The 17,990-nt window shown below is 42.6% G+C and carries 21 protein-coding genes and 3 pseudogenes; 14 read left to right on the plus strand and 10 right to left on the minus strand.

Features of this window, described 5'->3' with window-relative positions; genetic code table 11:
- Genes CWM47_RS37460 through CWM47_RS37470 form a run of 3 tightly spaced genes read right to left on the minus strand, consistent with a single transcriptional unit; the run spans position 1 to position 769 of the window.
- The gene (locus CWM47_RS37460) at positions 1-183 is read right to left on the minus strand and encodes a hypothetical protein (protein WP_100993559.1); all 183 of its coding nucleotides are present in this window, start codon (positions 181-183) and stop codon (positions 1-3) included.
- A gap of 11 nt (positions 184-194) precedes the next feature.
- Positions 195-551, minus strand: coding sequence for a hypothetical protein (locus tag CWM47_RS37465; protein WP_100993561.1), 357 nt, complete (start codon positions 549-551; stop codon positions 195-197).
- 2 nt (positions 552-553) lie between these two features.
- Positions 554-769: a hypothetical protein gene (locus CWM47_RS37470; protein WP_100993563.1), complete on the minus strand. Its 216-nt coding sequence runs from the start codon at positions 767-769 to the stop codon at positions 554-556.
- A 195-nt stretch (positions 770-964) separates the two neighbouring features.
- Between CWM47_RS37470 and CWM47_RS38695 the strand changes: the two genes are divergently transcribed.
- From CWM47_RS38695 to CWM47_RS37500, 6 genes are read left to right on the plus strand one after another with little or no spacing between them, the layout of a single operon-like run.
- Entirely contained in the window at positions 965-1,141 is a 177-nt protein-coding gene (locus CWM47_RS38695) for a ribbon-helix-helix protein, CopG family (RefSeq protein ID WP_157816220.1), read from the plus strand.
- A 22-nt stretch (positions 1,142-1,163) separates the two neighbouring features.
- A complete protein-coding gene (locus CWM47_RS37480) occupies positions 1,164-1,370 on the plus strand; it encodes a hypothetical protein (RefSeq protein WP_100993567.1) in 207 nt (68 codons plus the stop codon).
- A 27-nt stretch (positions 1,371-1,397) separates the two neighbouring features.
- Positions 1,398-1,853 carry a hypothetical protein gene (locus CWM47_RS37485; protein ID WP_100993569.1) on the plus strand — a complete coding sequence of 152 codons (456 nt, stop codon included), beginning with the start codon at positions 1,398-1,400 and terminating at the stop codon, positions 1,851-1,853.
- Between the two features lie 3 nt (positions 1,854-1,856).
- Positions 1,857-2,402, plus strand: coding sequence for a hypothetical protein (locus CWM47_RS37490; RefSeq protein ID WP_157816221.1), 546 nt, complete (start codon positions 1,857-1,859; stop codon positions 2,400-2,402).
- Between the two features lie 7 nt (positions 2,403-2,409).
- Positions 2,410-4,965 carry a DnaB-like helicase C-terminal domain-containing protein gene (locus tag CWM47_RS37495; protein ID WP_100993573.1) on the plus strand — a complete coding sequence of 852 codons (2,556 nt, stop codon included), beginning with the start codon at positions 2,410-2,412 and terminating at the stop codon, positions 4,963-4,965.
- Between the two features lie 8 nt (positions 4,966-4,973).
- Entirely contained in the window at positions 4,974-6,515 is a 1,542-nt protein-coding gene (locus CWM47_RS37500) for a hypothetical protein (RefSeq protein WP_100993574.1), read from the plus strand.
- A gap of 501 nt (positions 6,516-7,016) precedes the next feature.
- Here CWM47_RS37500 and CWM47_RS37505 read toward each other — a convergent pair.
- The 4 genes from CWM47_RS37505 to CWM47_RS37515 all read right to left on the minus strand — a co-directional run bounded on the left by CWM47_RS37505 (position 7,017) and on the right by CWM47_RS37515 (position 9,778).
- Positions 7,017-7,517: a hypothetical protein gene (locus tag CWM47_RS37505; RefSeq protein ID WP_100993575.1), complete on the minus strand. Its 501-nt coding sequence runs from the start codon at positions 7,515-7,517 to the stop codon at positions 7,017-7,019.
- A gap of 4 nt (positions 7,518-7,521) precedes the next feature.
- The gene (locus CWM47_RS37510) at positions 7,522-7,965 is read right to left on the minus strand and encodes a hypothetical protein (RefSeq protein ID WP_100993577.1); all 444 of its coding nucleotides are present in this window, start codon (positions 7,963-7,965) and stop codon (positions 7,522-7,524) included.
- 1,111 nt (positions 7,966-9,076) lie between these two features.
- The gene (locus CWM47_RS38700) at positions 9,077-9,217 is read right to left on the minus strand and encodes a hypothetical protein (RefSeq protein ID WP_157816222.1); all 141 of its coding nucleotides are present in this window, start codon (positions 9,215-9,217) and stop codon (positions 9,077-9,079) included.
- A 36-nt stretch (positions 9,218-9,253) separates the two neighbouring features.
- Complete coding sequence (locus tag CWM47_RS37515; RefSeq protein WP_100993579.1) at positions 9,254-9,778, minus strand: hypothetical protein; 525 nt, start codon at positions 9,776-9,778, stop codon at positions 9,254-9,256.
- 253 nt (positions 9,779-10,031) lie between these two features.
- Here CWM47_RS37515 and CWM47_RS37520 point away from each other — a divergent pair, with 253 nt between their 5' ends.
- From CWM47_RS37520 to CWM47_RS37530, 4 genes and pseudogenes are all read left to right on the plus strand, one after another.
- Positions 10,032-10,799 carry an aldo/keto reductase gene (locus CWM47_RS37520; RefSeq protein WP_262512036.1) on the plus strand — a complete coding sequence of 256 codons (768 nt, stop codon included), beginning with the start codon at positions 10,032-10,034 and terminating at the stop codon, positions 10,797-10,799.
- 90 nt (positions 10,800-10,889) lie between these two features.
- A pseudogene (locus CWM47_RS39985) lies at positions 10,890-11,183 on the plus strand (phospholipase D-like domain-containing protein); the annotation flags it as partial.
- Positions 11,184-11,294: 111 nt separating this feature from the next.
- On the plus strand, positions 11,295-11,552 hold the full coding sequence (locus CWM47_RS39990) for a DEAD/DEAH box helicase family protein (protein WP_394342036.1): 258 nt from the start codon (positions 11,295-11,297) through the stop codon (positions 11,550-11,552).
- A 72-nt stretch (positions 11,553-11,624) separates the two neighbouring features.
- The gene (locus CWM47_RS37530) at positions 11,625-12,212 is read left to right on the plus strand and encodes a hypothetical protein (protein WP_262512005.1); all 588 of its coding nucleotides are present in this window, start codon (positions 11,625-11,627) and stop codon (positions 12,210-12,212) included.
- Positions 12,213-12,627: 415 nt separating this feature from the next.
- Here the strand turns inward: CWM47_RS37530 and CWM47_RS38705 are convergent, their stop codons facing one another.
- Together CWM47_RS38705 and CWM47_RS37540 are read right to left on the minus strand one after the other, a co-directional pair.
- Entirely contained in the window at positions 12,628-12,786 is a 159-nt protein-coding gene (locus CWM47_RS38705; protein ID WP_157816223.1) for a hypothetical protein, read from the minus strand.
- A gap of 60 nt (positions 12,787-12,846) precedes the next feature.
- Entirely contained in the window at positions 12,847-13,053 is a 207-nt protein-coding gene (locus tag CWM47_RS37540) for a transposase (RefSeq protein ID WP_100993346.1), read from the minus strand.
- Positions 13,054-13,282: 229 nt separating this feature from the next.
- On the opposite strand from CWM47_RS37540, the gene CWM47_RS37545 reads away from it, so the two are divergent.
- Positions 13,283-13,519, plus strand: a complete 237-nt coding sequence (locus CWM47_RS37545) for a transposase (protein WP_100993583.1) — start codon at positions 13,283-13,285, stop codon at positions 13,517-13,519.
- A 166-nt stretch (positions 13,520-13,685) separates the two neighbouring features.
- On the opposite strand, the pseudogene accA reads toward CWM47_RS37545, so the two are convergent.
- Positions 13,686-14,306: pseudogene (gene accA / locus CWM47_RS40135) on the minus strand (acetyl-CoA carboxylase carboxyl transferase subunit alpha).
- Between the two features lie 1,741 nt (positions 14,307-16,047).
- Between accA and CWM47_RS37560 the strand changes: the two are divergent.
- The 3 genes and pseudogenes from CWM47_RS37560 to CWM47_RS40600 form a co-directional block, all read left to right on the plus strand.
- Positions 16,048-16,620, plus strand: a complete 573-nt coding sequence (locus CWM47_RS37560) for a hypothetical protein (protein WP_100993586.1) — start codon at positions 16,048-16,050, stop codon at positions 16,618-16,620.
- Between the two features lie 984 nt (positions 16,621-17,604).
- Complete coding sequence (locus CWM47_RS40595) at positions 17,605-17,733, plus strand: transposase (RefSeq protein WP_394341973.1); 129 nt, start codon at positions 17,605-17,607, stop codon at positions 17,731-17,733.
- A 74-nt stretch (positions 17,734-17,807) separates the two neighbouring features.
- Positions 17,808-17,933 (plus strand): annotated as a pseudogene (locus CWM47_RS40600) (ThuA domain-containing protein); the annotation flags it as partial.
- Positions 17,934-17,990: the final 57 nt, after the last annotated feature.

Consider the following 17,990-nt stretch of genomic DNA (forward strand, 5'->3'; position numbering starts at 1 on the left):
TTAATTGAGTATCTGGTTGAGCCGAAATTTTAACACCGGGTGCTGTTTAGCGAGCGAGTCGACTAACGCCTTCGCTAAGCCCAGGCGTTGGTAATCGGTGGTGATGGCATCCTGTCGAAAAGCTTTGATCAGGTACCAATTCTGTTTATACCAGTCCCACACCTCCACTAGATAATCATTCATTGTTAAGTCAGTTAATTTGTTGACGTAAATCGTCTTTTGCGGGCATTGTATAAATCCAGCGTCTGGTCATCAAGGATAGGGGCGTGTTTCAGCTCAAGCGCTAATAACTCTTCCCGGCCGATCGAGTGCGCCAGTATCTCAAATTTAACTTCGCGCTCAACCCAAAGCGAGCTCTTGGCCAGTTCAGCGGCTTGATCCAGGATTGCCGTAAAGGTCTGCCTGGTGCGCTGTTGATCCTGGATTGTTGTGAGTAGTCCATCGATAATCTTGATACAGTCGGCATAAGCAAAGTCCACACCGGGTAGTTCTAAACTTACCCATTCATCAGCTAATTGCCGGATGAACTCTTTCGGTGTTTCTAACTCCATCGCTACGGGACTTCTGCTTTTAGTTCATCGAGCTTTGCCTGGAACTGATTTAACCGATTTTGCAAGGCTCGTACTCTGTCTAGGTTGGTTTGTTGCTTTTGCCAAGACCGCTCAAAGGCCTTAGCGGCTTGCTCAGCTGACCGGGTCAAGGCTAGTCGTCTGGTCGAAATCGCCGATGGTTGGTTACGATTAGTCTGCAAAGATTGGTTTTGATTCATTGTTGTATCCATCACGAATGCACGATTCTCATCTCTTAACTATACCCGTTATATCCCCTTTTTAACATCACTTGAACGTGCGTTTAACAGGTGTTAAAGTTAGTGTATTGGTATCAGCAATACAAATATTTGCTAAAAATATATTGTGTTTTGCAATATAAATACTTAGCTTTAGCAGACCTTAAATTAATAGCTATGGCAAAGGAAGTCAGTTTCTTACAGGTTCGGTTAAGCCCGAAGCTAAAACAGCAATTTGAGCAGATGTGTGCGGAGTCTGAAATAAGTATGTCTGATAAGGTGCGCGAAATCGTTGCCAATTTGGTAAGAAACCATAACCGCCAAACCACGAAAGGAGGCAAAGCGGAAGTTTAACAACTAATAATCAAGTACTTATATGAATGACGCACAGTACGCCTTATTACAGAGTATGGTTGAATCATTTGCAGAGGGGAAGGAAAAAGCTCTGAGACAAATCAAGGAGAATCCTAATGAGTCAGAGCAGGTTCAGAAATTACTTGAAACCAGATGCGAGGGAGAGGCAATGGCCTATCGTCAGGTGCTAAGTCTACTCGATACAGTAAAAAACGGACTATTCAAGTAGACACCTACCCTAATCATCGAGCGATCTATGAAACTTGACTCATTGCTTGATCAATCATTCAGTGGCACTACCGTTGACATTGAAAGCCTTAAGAAGTTTCTGTGCGATAAGCCCAATTACTTGGGGTGGGGTATTGATTTGGACTTAAGAAAAGGTAGTCTGAATATTTTGAATAGTGCGGACTACGTTGAGTTTCACCTGCGCATGTATCTGCTGGGAGAGCCTAAAACCCTCTATCGGGTTTTCAGAGAAATTCGCTTTTTTATTAACATGGATCATAATGCTGCTCATCATTTTATTACCTATTCTATGGAAGTTCTCAAACAGGAGATTCTTAGCCATGAATGGTATGAGTTGATGCCACGTATGGATTATGCTATCAAGAAGATTCAACCATTGATTCCTAATCGTAAGAGTAGTTTAGAACCTCTACTCCTGCACATCATTAGAGAATTTTATCCAGGCCACGCCCAAACGAGGTAGTACATGAGTGGAGTTACATTCAACGCCCGCAGGACTGCAAGAATATCCACCGCGAAGCTAGGCCAGCGGCCGAAACCAGACAGCTCACTCCCTACTGAGCCGGATGCCTTAACGTCTGCACCAGAAACTCAAGGCCCAACGTTGGGCGCTATTCCTCAACCGAACACCCCTGATTTTAAATCTGGACTGTCGGGAACCGAATCAATGGCCTTTCATAAGCTGGCCAGCAAGAACTCGGCGCTGTTAGCCCTAGTTAGTGGGCTGGATTTGGTAGAGGTGGCCAGTACGACCATTAAGCCCGAACCGTTGCCGCCCTTGGTCGAGAGGATACCGACTGAATCGATGAACCCCAAACTTGAGGCCATCGCGCAGCGGTCCTTTGCTCGGGCAAGAAGCTACACCGAATCAGAAGCCATTGAGCGGCTGGCTAGTGTTACCGATGTGACACCCGACCGCGCCCGTAATGGGCTGGCTATGATGTACGCTCAGGGTATATTAAGTCTTACCCTCAGCAATGAATACTATCTAACCGAATCGACACCATTTTAAAGAGATCATGAACGCAACACTAGAAGAAAATCAGCTAGATAACGAAATCATACCAGCACTATTTGAGGTACTCCCTGAGGCTTTCCCTGAATTTGGATTTGTACGGACAGCAAAGGGGTATAAGTCGACTACTGGCCACAAAGTCACCAACGAACCCGGTAACAGTAAAGGGGCGGTTAGCGTCCTGAATGAGACTCCCTACTTTTTGGGTGACTTCAGAGAGGGTGCCGTAAAGGGAGGTAAAGCAATCTATTCTTACGTAAAGGATTACTATAACCTACCTAATCACTGGGACGTTGTTAGAAAGCTGGCTGAGCTGGCGGGGGTATCAGTACGTGAGCGGCAATTAACGCCAGAGCAAGCCGAACAATTAGAGAAAGAACGGCGCACTACCGCCGTATGGGAAGCCACGAACGCCTATTGTATAGATTGCCTGAGCAACGCAGGAAACCCGGTTGCTACGCAGGCTATGGCCGGAAAAGTAAGGGACTATCTGGAGAAAGAGCGAGGCTATACGAGGGCTGAAGTATTGAGGCCCAACGAAAAGCGGGACCCGGCGAACCCGAAAATGGAGTTAGGTTTTTTCCCTAGCCTTGTCCTGCTGGACAAATACCTTGTTTCGTGCGGCTTCACAGATAGCGAAATACTAACTGTTACCTCCAGCCTAAAGCCTATACTGAGCTATATCGAGACACAAAACCGGTTAACCTTTCCATGGCGGGATCATATTGGCCGCATCAAGGGAATGTGTTTCAGGGTACTAAATAACATTCAGGAGCCAAAATACCTTTATTCATCTTTTAGTCGGGGTGAGTACCTGTTTAATCTAAAATCAGTAGCCAAAGACAAAGATCTGGTTTTTGTCGAATCCCCACTGGATACCCTTCGGGCCTCAGTGCTTGGTATCACCAATATTGTAGCACTTGGCGGAACGGGTAAAGGGTTTAAAAATCGGACGCAGATTGACCTGGCTATTAAGTACGGTGCTACCCGAATCACATTAATGCTGGACAATGACGGACCAGGCGGTAATGGGGAGGAGGGTACCGATAGTATGGTTGCCTTTCTGCAGAAAGAATATCCACAGTTAAAGGTGTGGGTAGCTACCTACCCCGATGGCATAAAGGATTTGGACCAACTCCTGACAGCTCAAGGGGTAGCCGGATACGACGCAGTAAAAAAGGGAGCAATAGAGTCTTGGTACTACCAACTAAGGCAGATGTTTTTCCGCTATGCTGACCGGGACTTATTGCCTAAGGAGAAAGAGGATCTCTTGGAAGAGGCTATTCATATTAGCGCGAAACTAAGCAGCCTTGATAAAGATCAGTTCATTAGAGAATTCGTCTCAAACGAATACGTTCAAATAATCGGCATTAGTGAGGCATCGATAGCCGAAACTGTAGACAAGATACGCCGGGCCGAATTTGAGCGAGAGCAGTCGGACAGCCTGAAAAAACTACTTAAAGAAGCGGGCGAAACCTCGGACACCAACAAGGCACTAGACCTGCTCACCACGAAAGCCCGCTCAATCAAGGCGAAAGATAAAGCCGATAGCTTTGCCGCCCTCACGCGCGTTACCAGTGAACAGCAGCTAAAGGAACGAATTGCCGCAAGGCCCGAAACCCTGGAGAGTGGCTACACTATTATGGGAAACCCGCTGCTTATATCGGCCGCGGCTATGACAATACTAGCCGGGGCAACTTCACACGGTAAGTCTATTCTCATTGCTAATATGGCCTTGAATATGGCTGAGCTTTACCCGGATAAGGTGTTTCACATCTTTAGCTATGAGATTGATGAGGATGCGTACTTAATCAATTTGCTCAATACATACATTGGTGATAATGGGTTAAACCGCTTCAACAACCGGGAAAGCATTGAGCACCACTTCCGGGGTAAGAAAAGAATTCAGCGCAAGGGCAGGTTTGGTGAGCCGGATTACTCGGTGGCTTTATTCGAGCCGGGCAAAGAGATTGTCTTTGATCAGAAGCGGGCTCAGTTCTTTGGGGAGTTGATTGACAAGGGGACTATTAAGGTACACTATGTTACCTATAACTCAGACGAACTTGACGAGGCTATACGCTACCTGAGTACGTCCGAGGATATTGGCGCTATTTTCGTCGACTACATACAGCTTATAAACCTACCCGTTGGCAAGGTCAGGACCTCCAGTCGACAGGAGGAAATCAAGCAGATGTGTACTGATTTTAACCGGGTAGCCACTGATACCGGATTGCCCTTGATCTTTGCCGCTCAGTTCAACCGGGAAGTAATGAACCTGGCTCAAATGCATGCCAGCAAGTTAGGTGAAGCGGGTGATCTGGAGCGGATTGCCAATCAGATTATAGGTATTTGGAACTGCGCTAAAAAGTGGCATGGAAGCCCTAGTAAATCCGAACTAAAACACATTGAAGAGCGGATTTCACTTGATAATAACGGCAACCCCGCCCATAAGGATCAGTGGTATGTTGAGGTGCTTAAGGCCCGCGTCGGCAAGCCCGATGATTGGGATATCTGGGATTACCTCAGCAATGCGGCCAAAGTAACAAGTCCTAAACACTAAGCTTAACCATGAAAAACGACACCACAACGGGTCAGGTTGAAATAACCGGATCAAACACAAACCATAAAATTACACTCTCTGATATTGGCATACAGGCAAATGCTGAGGGGGACGGAACTACGGTACTGGCAGACCTTCAGTTCACCCACCTGTTTTTTATTTCTCTTCTTGAGTTAGTGGAAAGCCCGAACACACCAGAAGAGCTAAAGAATGATATAAATGTAGCACTACCCCTTTTTACGGCTATTCTTAAGCAGGTGAGTGTTACGCTTGACGATACGGGGCAAAATATAGCGGGGTGTCGTTTCACCTTGCACAACCTAAACAAACTACGCTTAACCTCCGTAAAAGAAGACGATCCAACCGGCGAGGAAACCCCTCATCCATTAGATGAGGAAGGACTTGAACATATCCGATCAGTAGTGGCAGGCTACTTTGAGTCAGCGGGAATATCGGTTGCTTTACGCATGGCCTTAGCTATCAGTAATGGGGTTGATGTTGAGAATGAACCAATTGACCAGCTTAAGGCCCGACTTTTCCCAAACAGTAAAGACCTGACATCAAAACAATGGGCTATGCCTAAATTTATTGCCGATAGCTTATCTAAGGTTATAAAAGGCGTAAATCGGGACCGGGCAATAGACCAATACACAGCCAGCAGCGCTAACCCCAGAGCAAGGAAGTCATCATTTAAGGTCGCAGGTAGGGAAACAGAAACTGAGTTTATTTTCGATCCTGAAAGGTTGGCCATTAGCACCGCCGAACAGTTTGCTGATAGGCTCATGGAGCTTAGGGATGCCAAAGTATTGCAGACCTTTTTTGCCCTAATGAAGTATGCCAATATTCACGACACGGCTGCCTATCGTGAAGTTCCAATCAGTGATGTTATGGAGCTCGTATTAAAGCCTAGTGGCGAAAATAAGTTCAACACCCCCCAACGGCGAGAATTCACCGAAATTCTTGAGATGCTGGCTGCGATGTCAATTACGGTAAGTATAATAGGAGAACAAGTCAATAAAAAAACTGGCAAGGGAAAGCCGGTACTCAAAGAAGAGAAAGGGGTAAAATTATTCCGCCTGGAAGCTACCTACTCGGTTAAAAAGGAGTTTCAATCGATCCCAAAGGAATCACTCAGTAAAGATTTACATTTTGACAGGACGGTTATAAACCGCTTTTCAGGTGAACTATTGCCAGGCAAATCACACCTGTTTGGAGCCAGGGCAAGCGTTTACTTTGATAGTCTGCTACATCTTGATGCCAATAAAGATGCTAAGGCAATTCTCTTAGGGTTTCAGTTCCAAACTCGGTTCAATCAATTAATGGACAAAAACCAATGCATTGAGTATGATCGAGGTTATTTAATTGACTTATGCGATTACGCTAAAACGAATCAAACCAAGCCTAGCAAGGCTACAAAGCAAATTGAAAATAATCTTGACAAGCTCATTAAGGCAGGTATTATATCAGGCTATAGTGGGCTTACAAATATTGATACCGACCGAATCAAGATAAGGCCGCCTAAAATTCCGGCCTTAAAGGCGAGTGCTTAGATACCATGTGGTCAGCGGTTCCAATTCATGTGGTCAGCGGTTCCAGAGTATGTGGTCAGCGGTTCCAATTCATGTGGTCAGCGGTTCCAGAGTATGTGGTCAGCGGTTCCGAGGATGCTTTGTAACTATTTGATAGTGAGTATACGTATATAGCGCCGTTACTTGCTTAAACTAATTAAACAGATTAAGCTAATTAATCTGATTGAATTAGTTTGTCAAAAGAGGTCAGCTTAACGCTCCCTCTTTTGACAAACTTAAGGGAGGAAAGAGAAAAGTCGGGCCGGGCGGAGACCACTACTTACCCCGAGGTGACTTTACCTTACTTTACCTTTTTGGTGTACAGGCACTCAGTGTCACCTACCCTCAGGTGCGTTTACAATAGTTTACATTTCGGACTACTTGTTGAGGTGCGTACCTAGCAGATACTCACCATTAAGTGGATATACTTTTGGGTTACTTTTGGCGTAGTTCAACCTAAACTGATTTTTCATTAAAATTGGATTACTCTTCTGCTACAATTTCCCGGTTTATCCTATCAAAAAAATCAAGGTGAGCTTTTGTTACGTTACGATTGATAACGCGAATAGTGTTTGTTTGATAATACAAATAGGGTGTCACCATAAAGCCACCAATATTCTTTCTTGAGCCGTCAATGATGGTTGTTCCTTCTGGTAGCAAGTAAGGCTCAAATGGCATGGCCTTGTTTGGAAATGCTGAATCAATTCGTTCTATTTCGTCATGGTACGCGTGAGCCGCAAATGCATTTACCAAATATTCCCCGCCTTCTATTTCGGCTGTAACGGCGACCTCTCCGGTGGGAATTGGCGAAATAAGGTTTATGCCGCCTTCGGCGTGTGAAGGAGCAATAACGAGGCCTCCCGCCGAAACGTCTATGATTAGCTCATACCTTAACAGGAGCTTGATATAATTTTCCGTGAGATAGTGCCAACCATCACGCTCATAGAACACGTTTTTGGGATCAAACAGACTTAATTCATCCATTGTATTACTTCGTAATTACGTAACTGATATTGCCGCCTATGGTTGCAGCCAGGCCCTTGGCGTACTCGTTCATTGATTCAAAGGCAACCATGAAGGGAGATCCGGACATACCCCGATAGGTAATTCGTGTTATATCGTTAGTAACATTTGACTCAAGCCCAAACTCAGAACCAAAATAACCGGACACCTTGACCTTACTGTCATTAACAGACACAACCAGGCGGGGGTATGAATTCCGACCTTTCACTTTCTTTGCGTCCGTCTGTATTTCCATAAAATCCCGATTGGCCTTATTGATGGTGTAGCCATTCTCAAGCAATGACTTTCCGGCAACCTTATAAAGAGCTGAATCGGGCATAGTAGTTGAAATGATAATCACATTCGTTCCCTTGGTAATGCCCTGAGCAAAGACGGAGCAGGAAAAAAGAAGCAGTACGATAAGTTTCATGGTGCGTTTTTTGGGTAAAGAAAGTCAATTCCCTCAACTACTCACACCGCACTTACTAAGGGGTAACCTTACTTTTGATGCCCTTTTCTCGTCGCTTTCACTAATCACAACTAAAGCCAGATCCGGCCAAAGAAAGAGTTTTCTTACCCGGTAAAAGGGTTGGCAATAACTTAATCAGACTTTACTTTACTTTACCTTTTTGCGCTTTCCCGGTTTCTGGCCATGCAGCCTCGGGAAGAATTTACTTACACTATAAAAAGGGGGTAGCACCTGAGCAGCTAGAGCCCTACAGAAAGAAAAAACGGAATAGAAACGGAATGAGCAGAAGGTTTTTCGGGAGTCATTACGCGCAGGCGGGAAGAGTTTTCCCACCCGATAAAAAAAGGGGAGAGTTTACCGCTTGGGGTATCGCTAGGGGTGCCGCCTATCCGAAAAACGGAGCAGCGACTTGATGTAGATTTAACCGACGCCAGGTCAGTTCATAAAATGGGTATGAAGAGTTTGCAAGTCAGTCACGCGAGGGGAAATACAACGTGAAAGCAGGAATAAAGCAGGAATAAAACCCCGATCCGGTGAGGCCCGGCAAGGTTTACTTTTGGGTTACTTTTGCGTTACTTTTCGGGTCGATCCCGCCGACCTCAGCAAAGGCAATCTGCTGTGAGTCTACTGCGAGAATAAAACGAATTTACAGGGACGACGTTGAGTTTTTGGGGTCCATAAGCCAAGGCTTAAAAAATGCGATAGCAGAAATAAAGCAGAAATAAAATTACCCCGAATGATTAGAGAATGATTAGAGGAATTGAGTTTTTGGGGTCCATAATGCGAGGAAGAGAAAACGGAATAAAAACGACATGAAAACGACATGAAGAGTTTTGTTAGTCAGTCAAGCGAGAGGTCGAAAACCTCACAAAACCTCACATTTATTAGAACTAAAGGTTTTTCTAACATCATTGCGCACGCCTATCAAATCTGCTTGATTAAAGCAATAAAGGTTTTTCGGGGGTCACTACGCGCAGGTAAAGAGTTTTTATTCCCGATCATGCGCGCAGCTGTGAAGAGTTTTTCCACCCGGTAAAAAGGGTGTACGTGGCAATTGAAGGTTTTTTCGCGGTCACAATGCACGTATTGAGTTTTCCGTGTCCATAAACGCCCACAGATAATGGCTATACGGGTAGTTTCTGTCACAGAAACCCGCCAGAAATCCCGCCGATGGGTCAACAGATTGTGTACCCACCCAAACCTGAGCGAACATAAGCGAAAAGATAATTAAGCCAGTAAAGCCAGCACATTACACTAACTGATCCTTTCTTTTGCTCGAGTCGGGAGCATCTAATCGAACGCCGTAGGTATTGAACACCCAGGCAGCCACCTCGTCAAAGTATTGAGCCGCGCCTGCCGGGTCCAGATCCGACAGGGAGCGAACAACCGTAACGGTTTGCCCGGCAACCTCCCAGGGCTCAGACAGAAACATAGCATTAAGCGCCTTATCGGTTTGCTCACGGTCTTTGTCGATCAGCTTACTTACCTCAGTCACCATATACCCCCAGTAGTAGCCGCGCTGGCCATTACCAACCCGCCACCGCTTACGAGTTAAATCAATAGTGTATGAACCCTCTAAAGCCCGGATTGCTTCAAAGACCTGCTTTCGGGTTTCGGGCCTCGTGGTGTCGAGTAGTAGCGTTCTGTCTGGTTTGCTGGCCATGTGGTTTCGGGTTGGCTTACTATCCCTAATATACACAATAATGTCGACAATTACCAGAACGAAGCGAATAAATGCGATATAAGGCGTTATCTCCATCAGATGTACGGCCATAAGGTCGGTTGTAGATAAGAGATTCTACCCCTATAAGCGGGCTTAATTTATGAGGTTTGTACCACTCTTGCCCATTGGTCAAAGAAAAACATCGTCAACAATCAATTTGATCAGGAAAACGTCGATTGGATTATACTCGACATTATGTCGAGTTCAAACAACGGCTCAATGACCTAGCTAGCTAGGCATATATTTATGGGCCAGAACGATCAGAAGAATTGGTTGGAGAAGTTGTTAAGGAATATCCGCATATATTTATGGGCCAGAACGATCAGAAGAATTGGTTGGAGAAGTTGTTAAGGAATATCCGCGAGAGCAAATTAAAATTGCTACGAAAGGGTCTCATGAATTTGATGAAAATCAAGAAGTACATCAGAACAATCAACCGGAATATTTAAAACAACAAGTTGAGAATAGTTTGAAACGTCTACAAACTGATTATATCGATTTATATTATATTCATTTTCCTGATGACAACACTCCGAAAGATCAAGCAGTTGCAGCATTACAAGAGCTTAAGGAACAAGGGAAGATTAAAGCCATTGGTGTATCAAATTTCACATTAGATCAACTTAAAGAAGCAAATAAAGATGGTTACGTTGATGTTGTACAGTTAGAATATAATTTATTGCACCGCGAAAATGAGGCAGTATTGCAATATTGTGTTGATCACCTAATCACATTTATTCCTTATTTCCCATTAGCATCCGGTATTTTAGCTGGAAAATATGATGAGAACACTAAATTTAGTGACCATCGTACTACACGTCGTGATTTTATACCTGGTGTTTTTGAAGAGAATGTGCGTCGCGTAAAAGCTTTGGAAAGCCTAGCTGCAGCACATCAAACTTCAATTGCGAACATTGTATTAGCATTTTATTTAACGAGACCAGCTATCGATGTGATTATTCCTGGTGCAAAACGTGCAGAACAAGTCATTGAAAATATTAAAGCTGCAGATATCGTTTTATCAGATGATGAGATTCAATATATCGATGAATTGTTTCCAATTGAAGACTAAATGAATTGTATTTAATGGTGATATCAGGCTGGGACATAAATCAATGTTCTATGCTCTCTAGCTAGCTAGGCCAGCTTAAAGGCTCAACTATTAGATTTAAGCAATAAGGGTGTTAAAGGGAAAATATTAACATCTAATTACTTAGGATTTAATAGTCCTAAAATGTATGGAGAATTACTTAAATTAAAAAATGTAGAGGTAAGATTAACTGATATTGCTGGATTCCATGCCAAAGGATATATTTTTGAACATAAGGATTATAGTTCTATGGTAATAGGAAGCTCTAATTTAACATCTAATGCGTTAAAGGTTAATTATGAGCATAATGTTTTACTGTCTACTATGAAAAATGGTGATTTAGTTGATAGTGTAAAAAATGAATTTGAATTGTTATGGCAAAAGAGTACCCCACTGACTGAGCAATGGATTAATTCATATAAAGAATCATTTGAGTACCGTTCCTTAGAAAAATTAGCGGAGGTTGAACAAACTCAAATGCTGCTAGCTGATAAGGTGAAAAAATCAGTGGAAATTGTACCCAATTTAATGCAAGCAGAAGCATTAAGGTCATTAAAAGCTATTAGGGATAAAACCAAAGATAAGGCGTTAATAATATCTGCAACTGGTACAGGTAAAACGATTTTATGTGCATTAGATGTTAGAGAAGTAAACCCTAATAAATTTTTATTTATTGTTCATAATGAGGGGATTTTAAATAGAGCTAAGGAAGAATTTAAAAAAGTATCTAGCTAGCTAGATTTTGATTTCCATTCTATTCATGATAATGTATTAAAACTTGATATACTTGGACACGATGATCCAACAATGATTCGTATGCTTCAAGATTTATCGGGCATTGATCCAAAAACGATACCTGTAGATGACAAAGAAGTCATGCAAATATTTAGTACACCTGAAAGTTTAGGTGTTACTGAAGATGAAATTTTATGTAAAACAGGTACGTTTGGGGTTCCAGAATTCGGTACAGGGTTCGTGCGTCAAATGTTAGAAGATACAAAGCCAACAACATTTTCTGAATTAGTTCAAATCTCAGGATTATCTCATGGTACAGATGTGTGGTTAGGCAATGCTCAAGAATTAATTAAAACCGGTATATGTGATTTATCAAGTGTAATTGGTTGTCGTGATGATATCATGGTTTATTTAATGTATGCTGGTTTAGAACCATCAATGGCTTTTAAAATAATGGAGTCAGTACGTAAAGGTAAAGGTTTAACTGAAGAAATGATTGAAACGATGAAAGAAAATGAAGTGCCGGATTGGTATTTAGATTCATGTCTTAAAATTAAGTACATGTTCCCTAAAGCCCATGCAGCAGCATACGTTTTAATGGCAGTACGTATCGCATATTTCAAAGTACATCATCCACTTTATTACTATGCATCTTACTAGCTAGCTAGAATGGTTAGATAAAAATATTTATCTTTCCGACATGGGCCAAATCGCTAAACCGTTTGTGCTGTCTACGGAAACCAACTGGCCGGAGCCACCACACCGACCGTATCGCCGGGGGATAAAAAAGGGGGTAAAATCACGTTACGGTAGTTGGTTTATGGTTTAGCCAATCGACGGCGCTCTTTCTTTTTTAGCTGTCAATTTGCCTTCCTGAATCCGCTGTACGCAGAACGAACATTTCTCGATAACTCCACGAGAGCGAACGGTTACGTCTGGATTACCATTTTCACAAATGGCATACTCTTTCGTGGATCAAAAATATATACGGAAGGTAATAAAAATGATCTATTCACTTTTCTGCAAACAGAACTTCTACCTGTTTTGTCTGAGTTTTGGTCTAAAAATCAATATGTCATGAAAGCCATCGGCTGTCTTTTCCTTTCGTTCGTTCCTGTTTTCGTTTAATGGCCACGCCCAGCCCGCCATCGACTCGCTGAAAACCCGGGTTCTGCAACCGTCTGCTATGCAGGCCGATTTTACCTCCGCAAACTGCTGGAAGAAAGAAACGCATCCGGGTTTATATCGCTACACGCCAAAAGCAATCATGCAGGCTAAGCTGGATACTAGCTAGCTAGCTTCTGATCTGTTGCTGTTCGTCAGTAAGTGTGGTATTGGCAGGCAACGTTTGATCGTTTTTTTTGTGGCGTTGTCTCCATTTGCTGATTCGTCCTGGATCGATGTCCAATTCGCGGGCGGCTTCTTGAATTGATCCTTTTACATAAGACAGCTCGACAGCCATTTCCTTGAATGCTTCGTCAAACACACGTCGTTTAACCATGGTCAAATTGGCTGACGACAACTTCAGCAGCCCACCATATCCGGCTCACGGCTGATCGGCCGACATTGAAAGCAGGTCCCGATGAACTGCTGGCTACAGTAGAAGGGTTTACGTCGAAAAGCAAAGATGGTGCCCAGGTATCGAACCTGTTCAAACCGATTTGAACTTGCTACATTTGACTGGAGACTTTTTTTTTTAGGCAGATTTGAGGCCAAACTTCAATTTGACCATGGTTAAACGACGTGTGTTTGACGAAGCATTCAAGGAAATGGCTGTCGAGCTGTCTTATGTAAAAGGATCAATTCAAGAAGCCGCCCGCGAATTGGACATCGATCCAGGACGAATCAGCAAATGGAGACAACGCCACAAAAAAAACGATCAAACGTTGCCTGCCAATACCACACTTACTGACGAACAGCAACAGATCAGAAGGTTGCAACGAGAGCTTCGAGAAGCTCCTAGCTAGCTAGTATTGAATTTTATTTTAACTTAATTAAAAAAAGATTAGTAGCCACAATTTTGACTACTAATCTTAGTTAAAATTCAGTATCTAAATATTAAATTATTGTTTTAATGTACTTCAATTTATGGTAAAACCCAGTATCGATTTAACATAAAAATGCTCAAGTTGATTATTCTATATAAGAACCGATATTTCTGAATTTTTCAAAGCGATCATTAGCAATTTCATCACGTGATAATGACTCAAGTGAATCTAACTGTGCAACAAACGCTGATTTAATAGCTAAAGCTTGCTGTTCAACATCTTTATGTGCACCGCCAAGTGGTTCAGAAATGACATCATCTATAATACCTAATTGCTTAATATCATGGGCAGTAATTTTCATTGTTTCAGCTGCAATTTTAGCCAAATTACTGTCTTTCCATAATAATGCCGCTGCACCTTCAGGAGATATAACAGAGTAAGTACTATTCTCTAACATCAATACTTTATTGGCAATACCAATACCTAGAGCACCTCCACTGCCACCTTCACCAATGACTATCGCAATAACTGGTACTTTTAATGAAGCCATCTAAATCAAATTTGTTGCGATAGATTCACTTTGTCCACGTTCTTCAGCAGCTTTACCAGGATATGCACCTTTTGTATCTATAAATGTAAAGATAGGACGATTGAATTTTTCAGCTTGTTTCATTAAACGTAATGCTTTTCGATAACCTTCTGGATGCGCCATACCAAAATTTCGATAAATATTATCTTTTGTATCTTTTCCACGTTGTTGTCCAATAACTGTCTAGCTAGCTAGATATGAGCTCGAGCAAAAGGAGGAAGATCATTCAGGTATAGATAAAATGCCACAAACGGGCTCCGAGGAGCTTGCGCAGATATTGGCTTAAACAGAAACGAGCTCTGTAGGGATACAACTCGCCAGGGATGAGCCATGCCACGTACAACCGTACGTTTACCCCGGATTGATAGCTTGAAGCCATCCGGGGTTTTTTCGTGTCCTACGGCCACGGGATTTTCTTAGGCATAAGGCCACACCAACTGTACTAAAAAGCAGACGAAGGGGAAAAAAGCACTTAATAAAATCAACTTACTTTTATTAAGTGCTTTTTTATAACAGGGTAAAAAAATGAGCAGGCTACACCATCCGGTACAGCCTGCTCATTCCCATTTTCTTTTCAACCTCCCTGCTTCTCAGGGCCTACAAATTTACGAACTGAATCGGTACAGTTGGTGTGGCCTTATGCCTAAGAAAATCCTGGGGGTTTGGGGGCTAGCCCCCAAGTACTTAAACCGCGTCGCAGACTCTAATTTCTAAGGTTTAATTAGTGTAAGAGTTAGCCCAGGTGAGGGGGTTAGATAGAACCAAGACCCAAAGACTAATTGATTGCACTCTTTCGTAGTAACTACTCCTCCAGCTACGGTTGTATCCTTGCTAGTTATGGTCACTAACCGTAATGTGTCTCCTTTTACATTATAGAGCTTTTTAAGTACAGGTGCATTCTTAGATCCACTACTTAACAAACTGTCTGTGTCAAGTAGGCTACCATCTTGGTTAAAGGTAATAGTGCCTGAATACCGACTTTGATGGCTACCTGTAAAATTAGAATTGAACTTCCATTGACCTATGATTCGCTGGTTGATAGGTATCATTTGGCAATTTTCGTTTCCATTCGGTGCAGGTATAGGCTTAATAGAGGTTTTGCAAGCCGAATCAAGTAAGGCTAATAGAATTACCGTTAGTAAGATTGCTTTCATTTAGGTAAAAGGTCAATTTGTTCACTCTATAACTGTAATTCAAATGTCTTATTACGTTGGTGAGTCCTCCGGTGCATTGTGCGCGAAGCGGTCTTGAAAAGAGCAAGCGGGAATTACGCTACGCGATAATTCTCGCTTGCTCTACGAGGTATCTATTTGTAAATTAGATTGTTAACTTGTATACTCTGATTCTTGAGTAAGCACTTAGTATATAACAGCATAAAAACGCCTATTTCCCGCAAGAAATAGGCGTTTTCAGTATACTGCTCCCACTATTGTCTTATTGAGTAGCCAGCCATGTTTAACCCCTAAAAAACCTCCCTTTGGTCGTCTTTTTAGGGGTTAAACGGCTTCTTTCTCTCCGACTGTCGAGAAAGCAAAAACCCTGCTGCGTGGCATCAGCAGGGTTCAGTTCACAAGCTTGGTCAATTGATAGCCAGGCCTCGTCTGGAGTAGATATTAGATCTACCTGACGGAAAAGGTCAAATCCTTGACTCAGTAGGCAAAGGTATCGACTCGTAGAGAGAGCTAAAAAGTTTGGAGTTCACTTCGCTCACAAGTGTATTTTAAGAACTTAAGAAGAGAATATATATAACTAACTGATTATCAATACACATCATTTTCCTACTAGGAAAACCCCATTTCCCCAACGGGTAAGTGCCATTTCCCTAAATACTATATGAAAAGGGAAACAAGATTTCCTAATGAGTAAAATAATAATTCCTTTTTAGTATGTTTGTAGGGAAATAAGAATTCCCTAATTTATGATCTACAAGAAAATTGGAGATTATTCACTTAACAAGGCTAATCCGTTTTTGGATGATACGGTCCAACATATTGAAAAGGGAGAAAAGACATTGCTGTTCGGCCAAAAGAATCCAGATTTGATAGTTGACAATGATGGATCAGTTAAAGGTCATTCCTTATTCGCCCGTAAGGTGACTGTTGACAAAGCTAAATTTATGAAGGTGTTTATGACTGGTCTATCCAACTGGTTCGACCTTTCTAAAGCAGGTATTAAAGTATTTGCCTACGTCGCTAATCAAATAGAGCCTAACAGAGACACTTTTATGTTTAGTCTTGAGAGATGTAAAAACTTCACTGGGTACAAATCTGATAAAATGATATTTAGTGGACTTGCTGAACTTGCTGAGAACAAATTCATAGCTAGAGGTGAAAACCCATTTATCTATTACATCAATCCAACAGTATTCTTCAACGGAGATCGCTTAACATTCATTGAGCAATATGAGCTCGAGCAAAAGGAGGAAGATCATTCAGGTATAGATAAAATGCCACAAACGGGCTCCGAGGAGCTTGCGCAGATATTGGCTTAAACAGAAACGAGCTCTGTAGGGATACAACTCGCCAGGGATGAGCCATGCCACGTACAACCGTACGTTTACCCCGGATTGATAGCTTGAAGCCATCCGGGGTTTTTTCGTGTCCTACGGCCACGGGATTTTCTTAGGCATAAGGCCACACCAACTGTACTAAAAAGCAGACGAAGGGGAAAAAAGCACTTAATAAAATCAACTTACTAGCTAGCTAGCCCGTTGGTCGTCTTTTTAAGGTGAGAAACGGCTTCTTTCTCTCCGACTGTCGAGAAAGCCCTTCAAAGTAGGGTATAATAATAGCTTAAGAAGCGACTGCCTGTAACTATCTGATTATCAATAGGGTTCAGTTTACACTTTGGAAACCGAAAGTTTACACTCTGGAAACTTTCGGTTTACGTTTTTTGCCATATTTATAAACTATAAGTTTGGAAAAAACATTTCTTTAGTTTACAATTGCACACAGTTTTATAAACCATTGTTTTATGAATAGCCCCGAACGGAAACAGGCGTTTGACCCTACTTTCATTTTTAGATCCGGCCAAAACCGAAAACTACCGGAAATTAATACAGTAAGCCGGTATCTGTGAGTAATTTTGTCTTTATTCGCTGTTACCGTGTACTGCTAACGCCTTCTACGTTTTAACCAGCTACAACAGGACACGCCCGAATTTGCGGTCGATAACTACCGGATTGGTATCCGAGAAATCAACCTGAAACACACGGCACAAATAGCACTGAGGTATACAAGTTAACAGCTTGATTTACAGATAGAAACCTCGTAGAGCAAGCGAGAATTATCGCGTAGCGTAATTCCCGCTTGCTCTTTAAAAAGACCGCCCTGCGCTTCTCACACCGGATGGCTATGTAAGTAATTTTTGTCCTGTCTGCAAGTAGCTTAGCTCGATACTAGCTAGCTAGGCTCGAAAAGTACACCCTAAACCTTACGTAATTGTACTGGATAATGGCCCTATTCATCATGCAAAAGTGGTTAAAACCGAATTTGATACTTGGGAAAGCCAAGGTCTATCCATTTTTTATTTACCTACCTACAGTCCTCATCTGAATCCCATTGAAATTCTGTTGACAACCAGGCCGTTCGTGAGAGCCAGTTAAACCGGTTGAAAGAGGTAAAAGAAACAAGGAATGAAGCAAAAGTGGAGCAGGCTCTGGCAGCAATAACCGGTGCAGCTACTACCCCCTCCCCAGACAAAAACCATCCATCGACCGCCCACCTTCCCGACCATTGGGAGCGTACCGACGAGTGGTATAATTACCGGTCACTCTATTCGGACCTGACCGTCGTGGCCAATCTGGCTTTAAGGTTGACCAGCTTTTATAATGCGTTTTGTTAAGCCACTTATATTTGCAGA

The organism is Spirosoma pollinicola, from assembly GCF_002831565.1.
GTDB classification, from domain to species: domain Bacteria; phylum Bacteroidota; class Bacteroidia; order Cytophagales; family Spirosomataceae; genus Spirosoma; species Spirosoma pollinicola.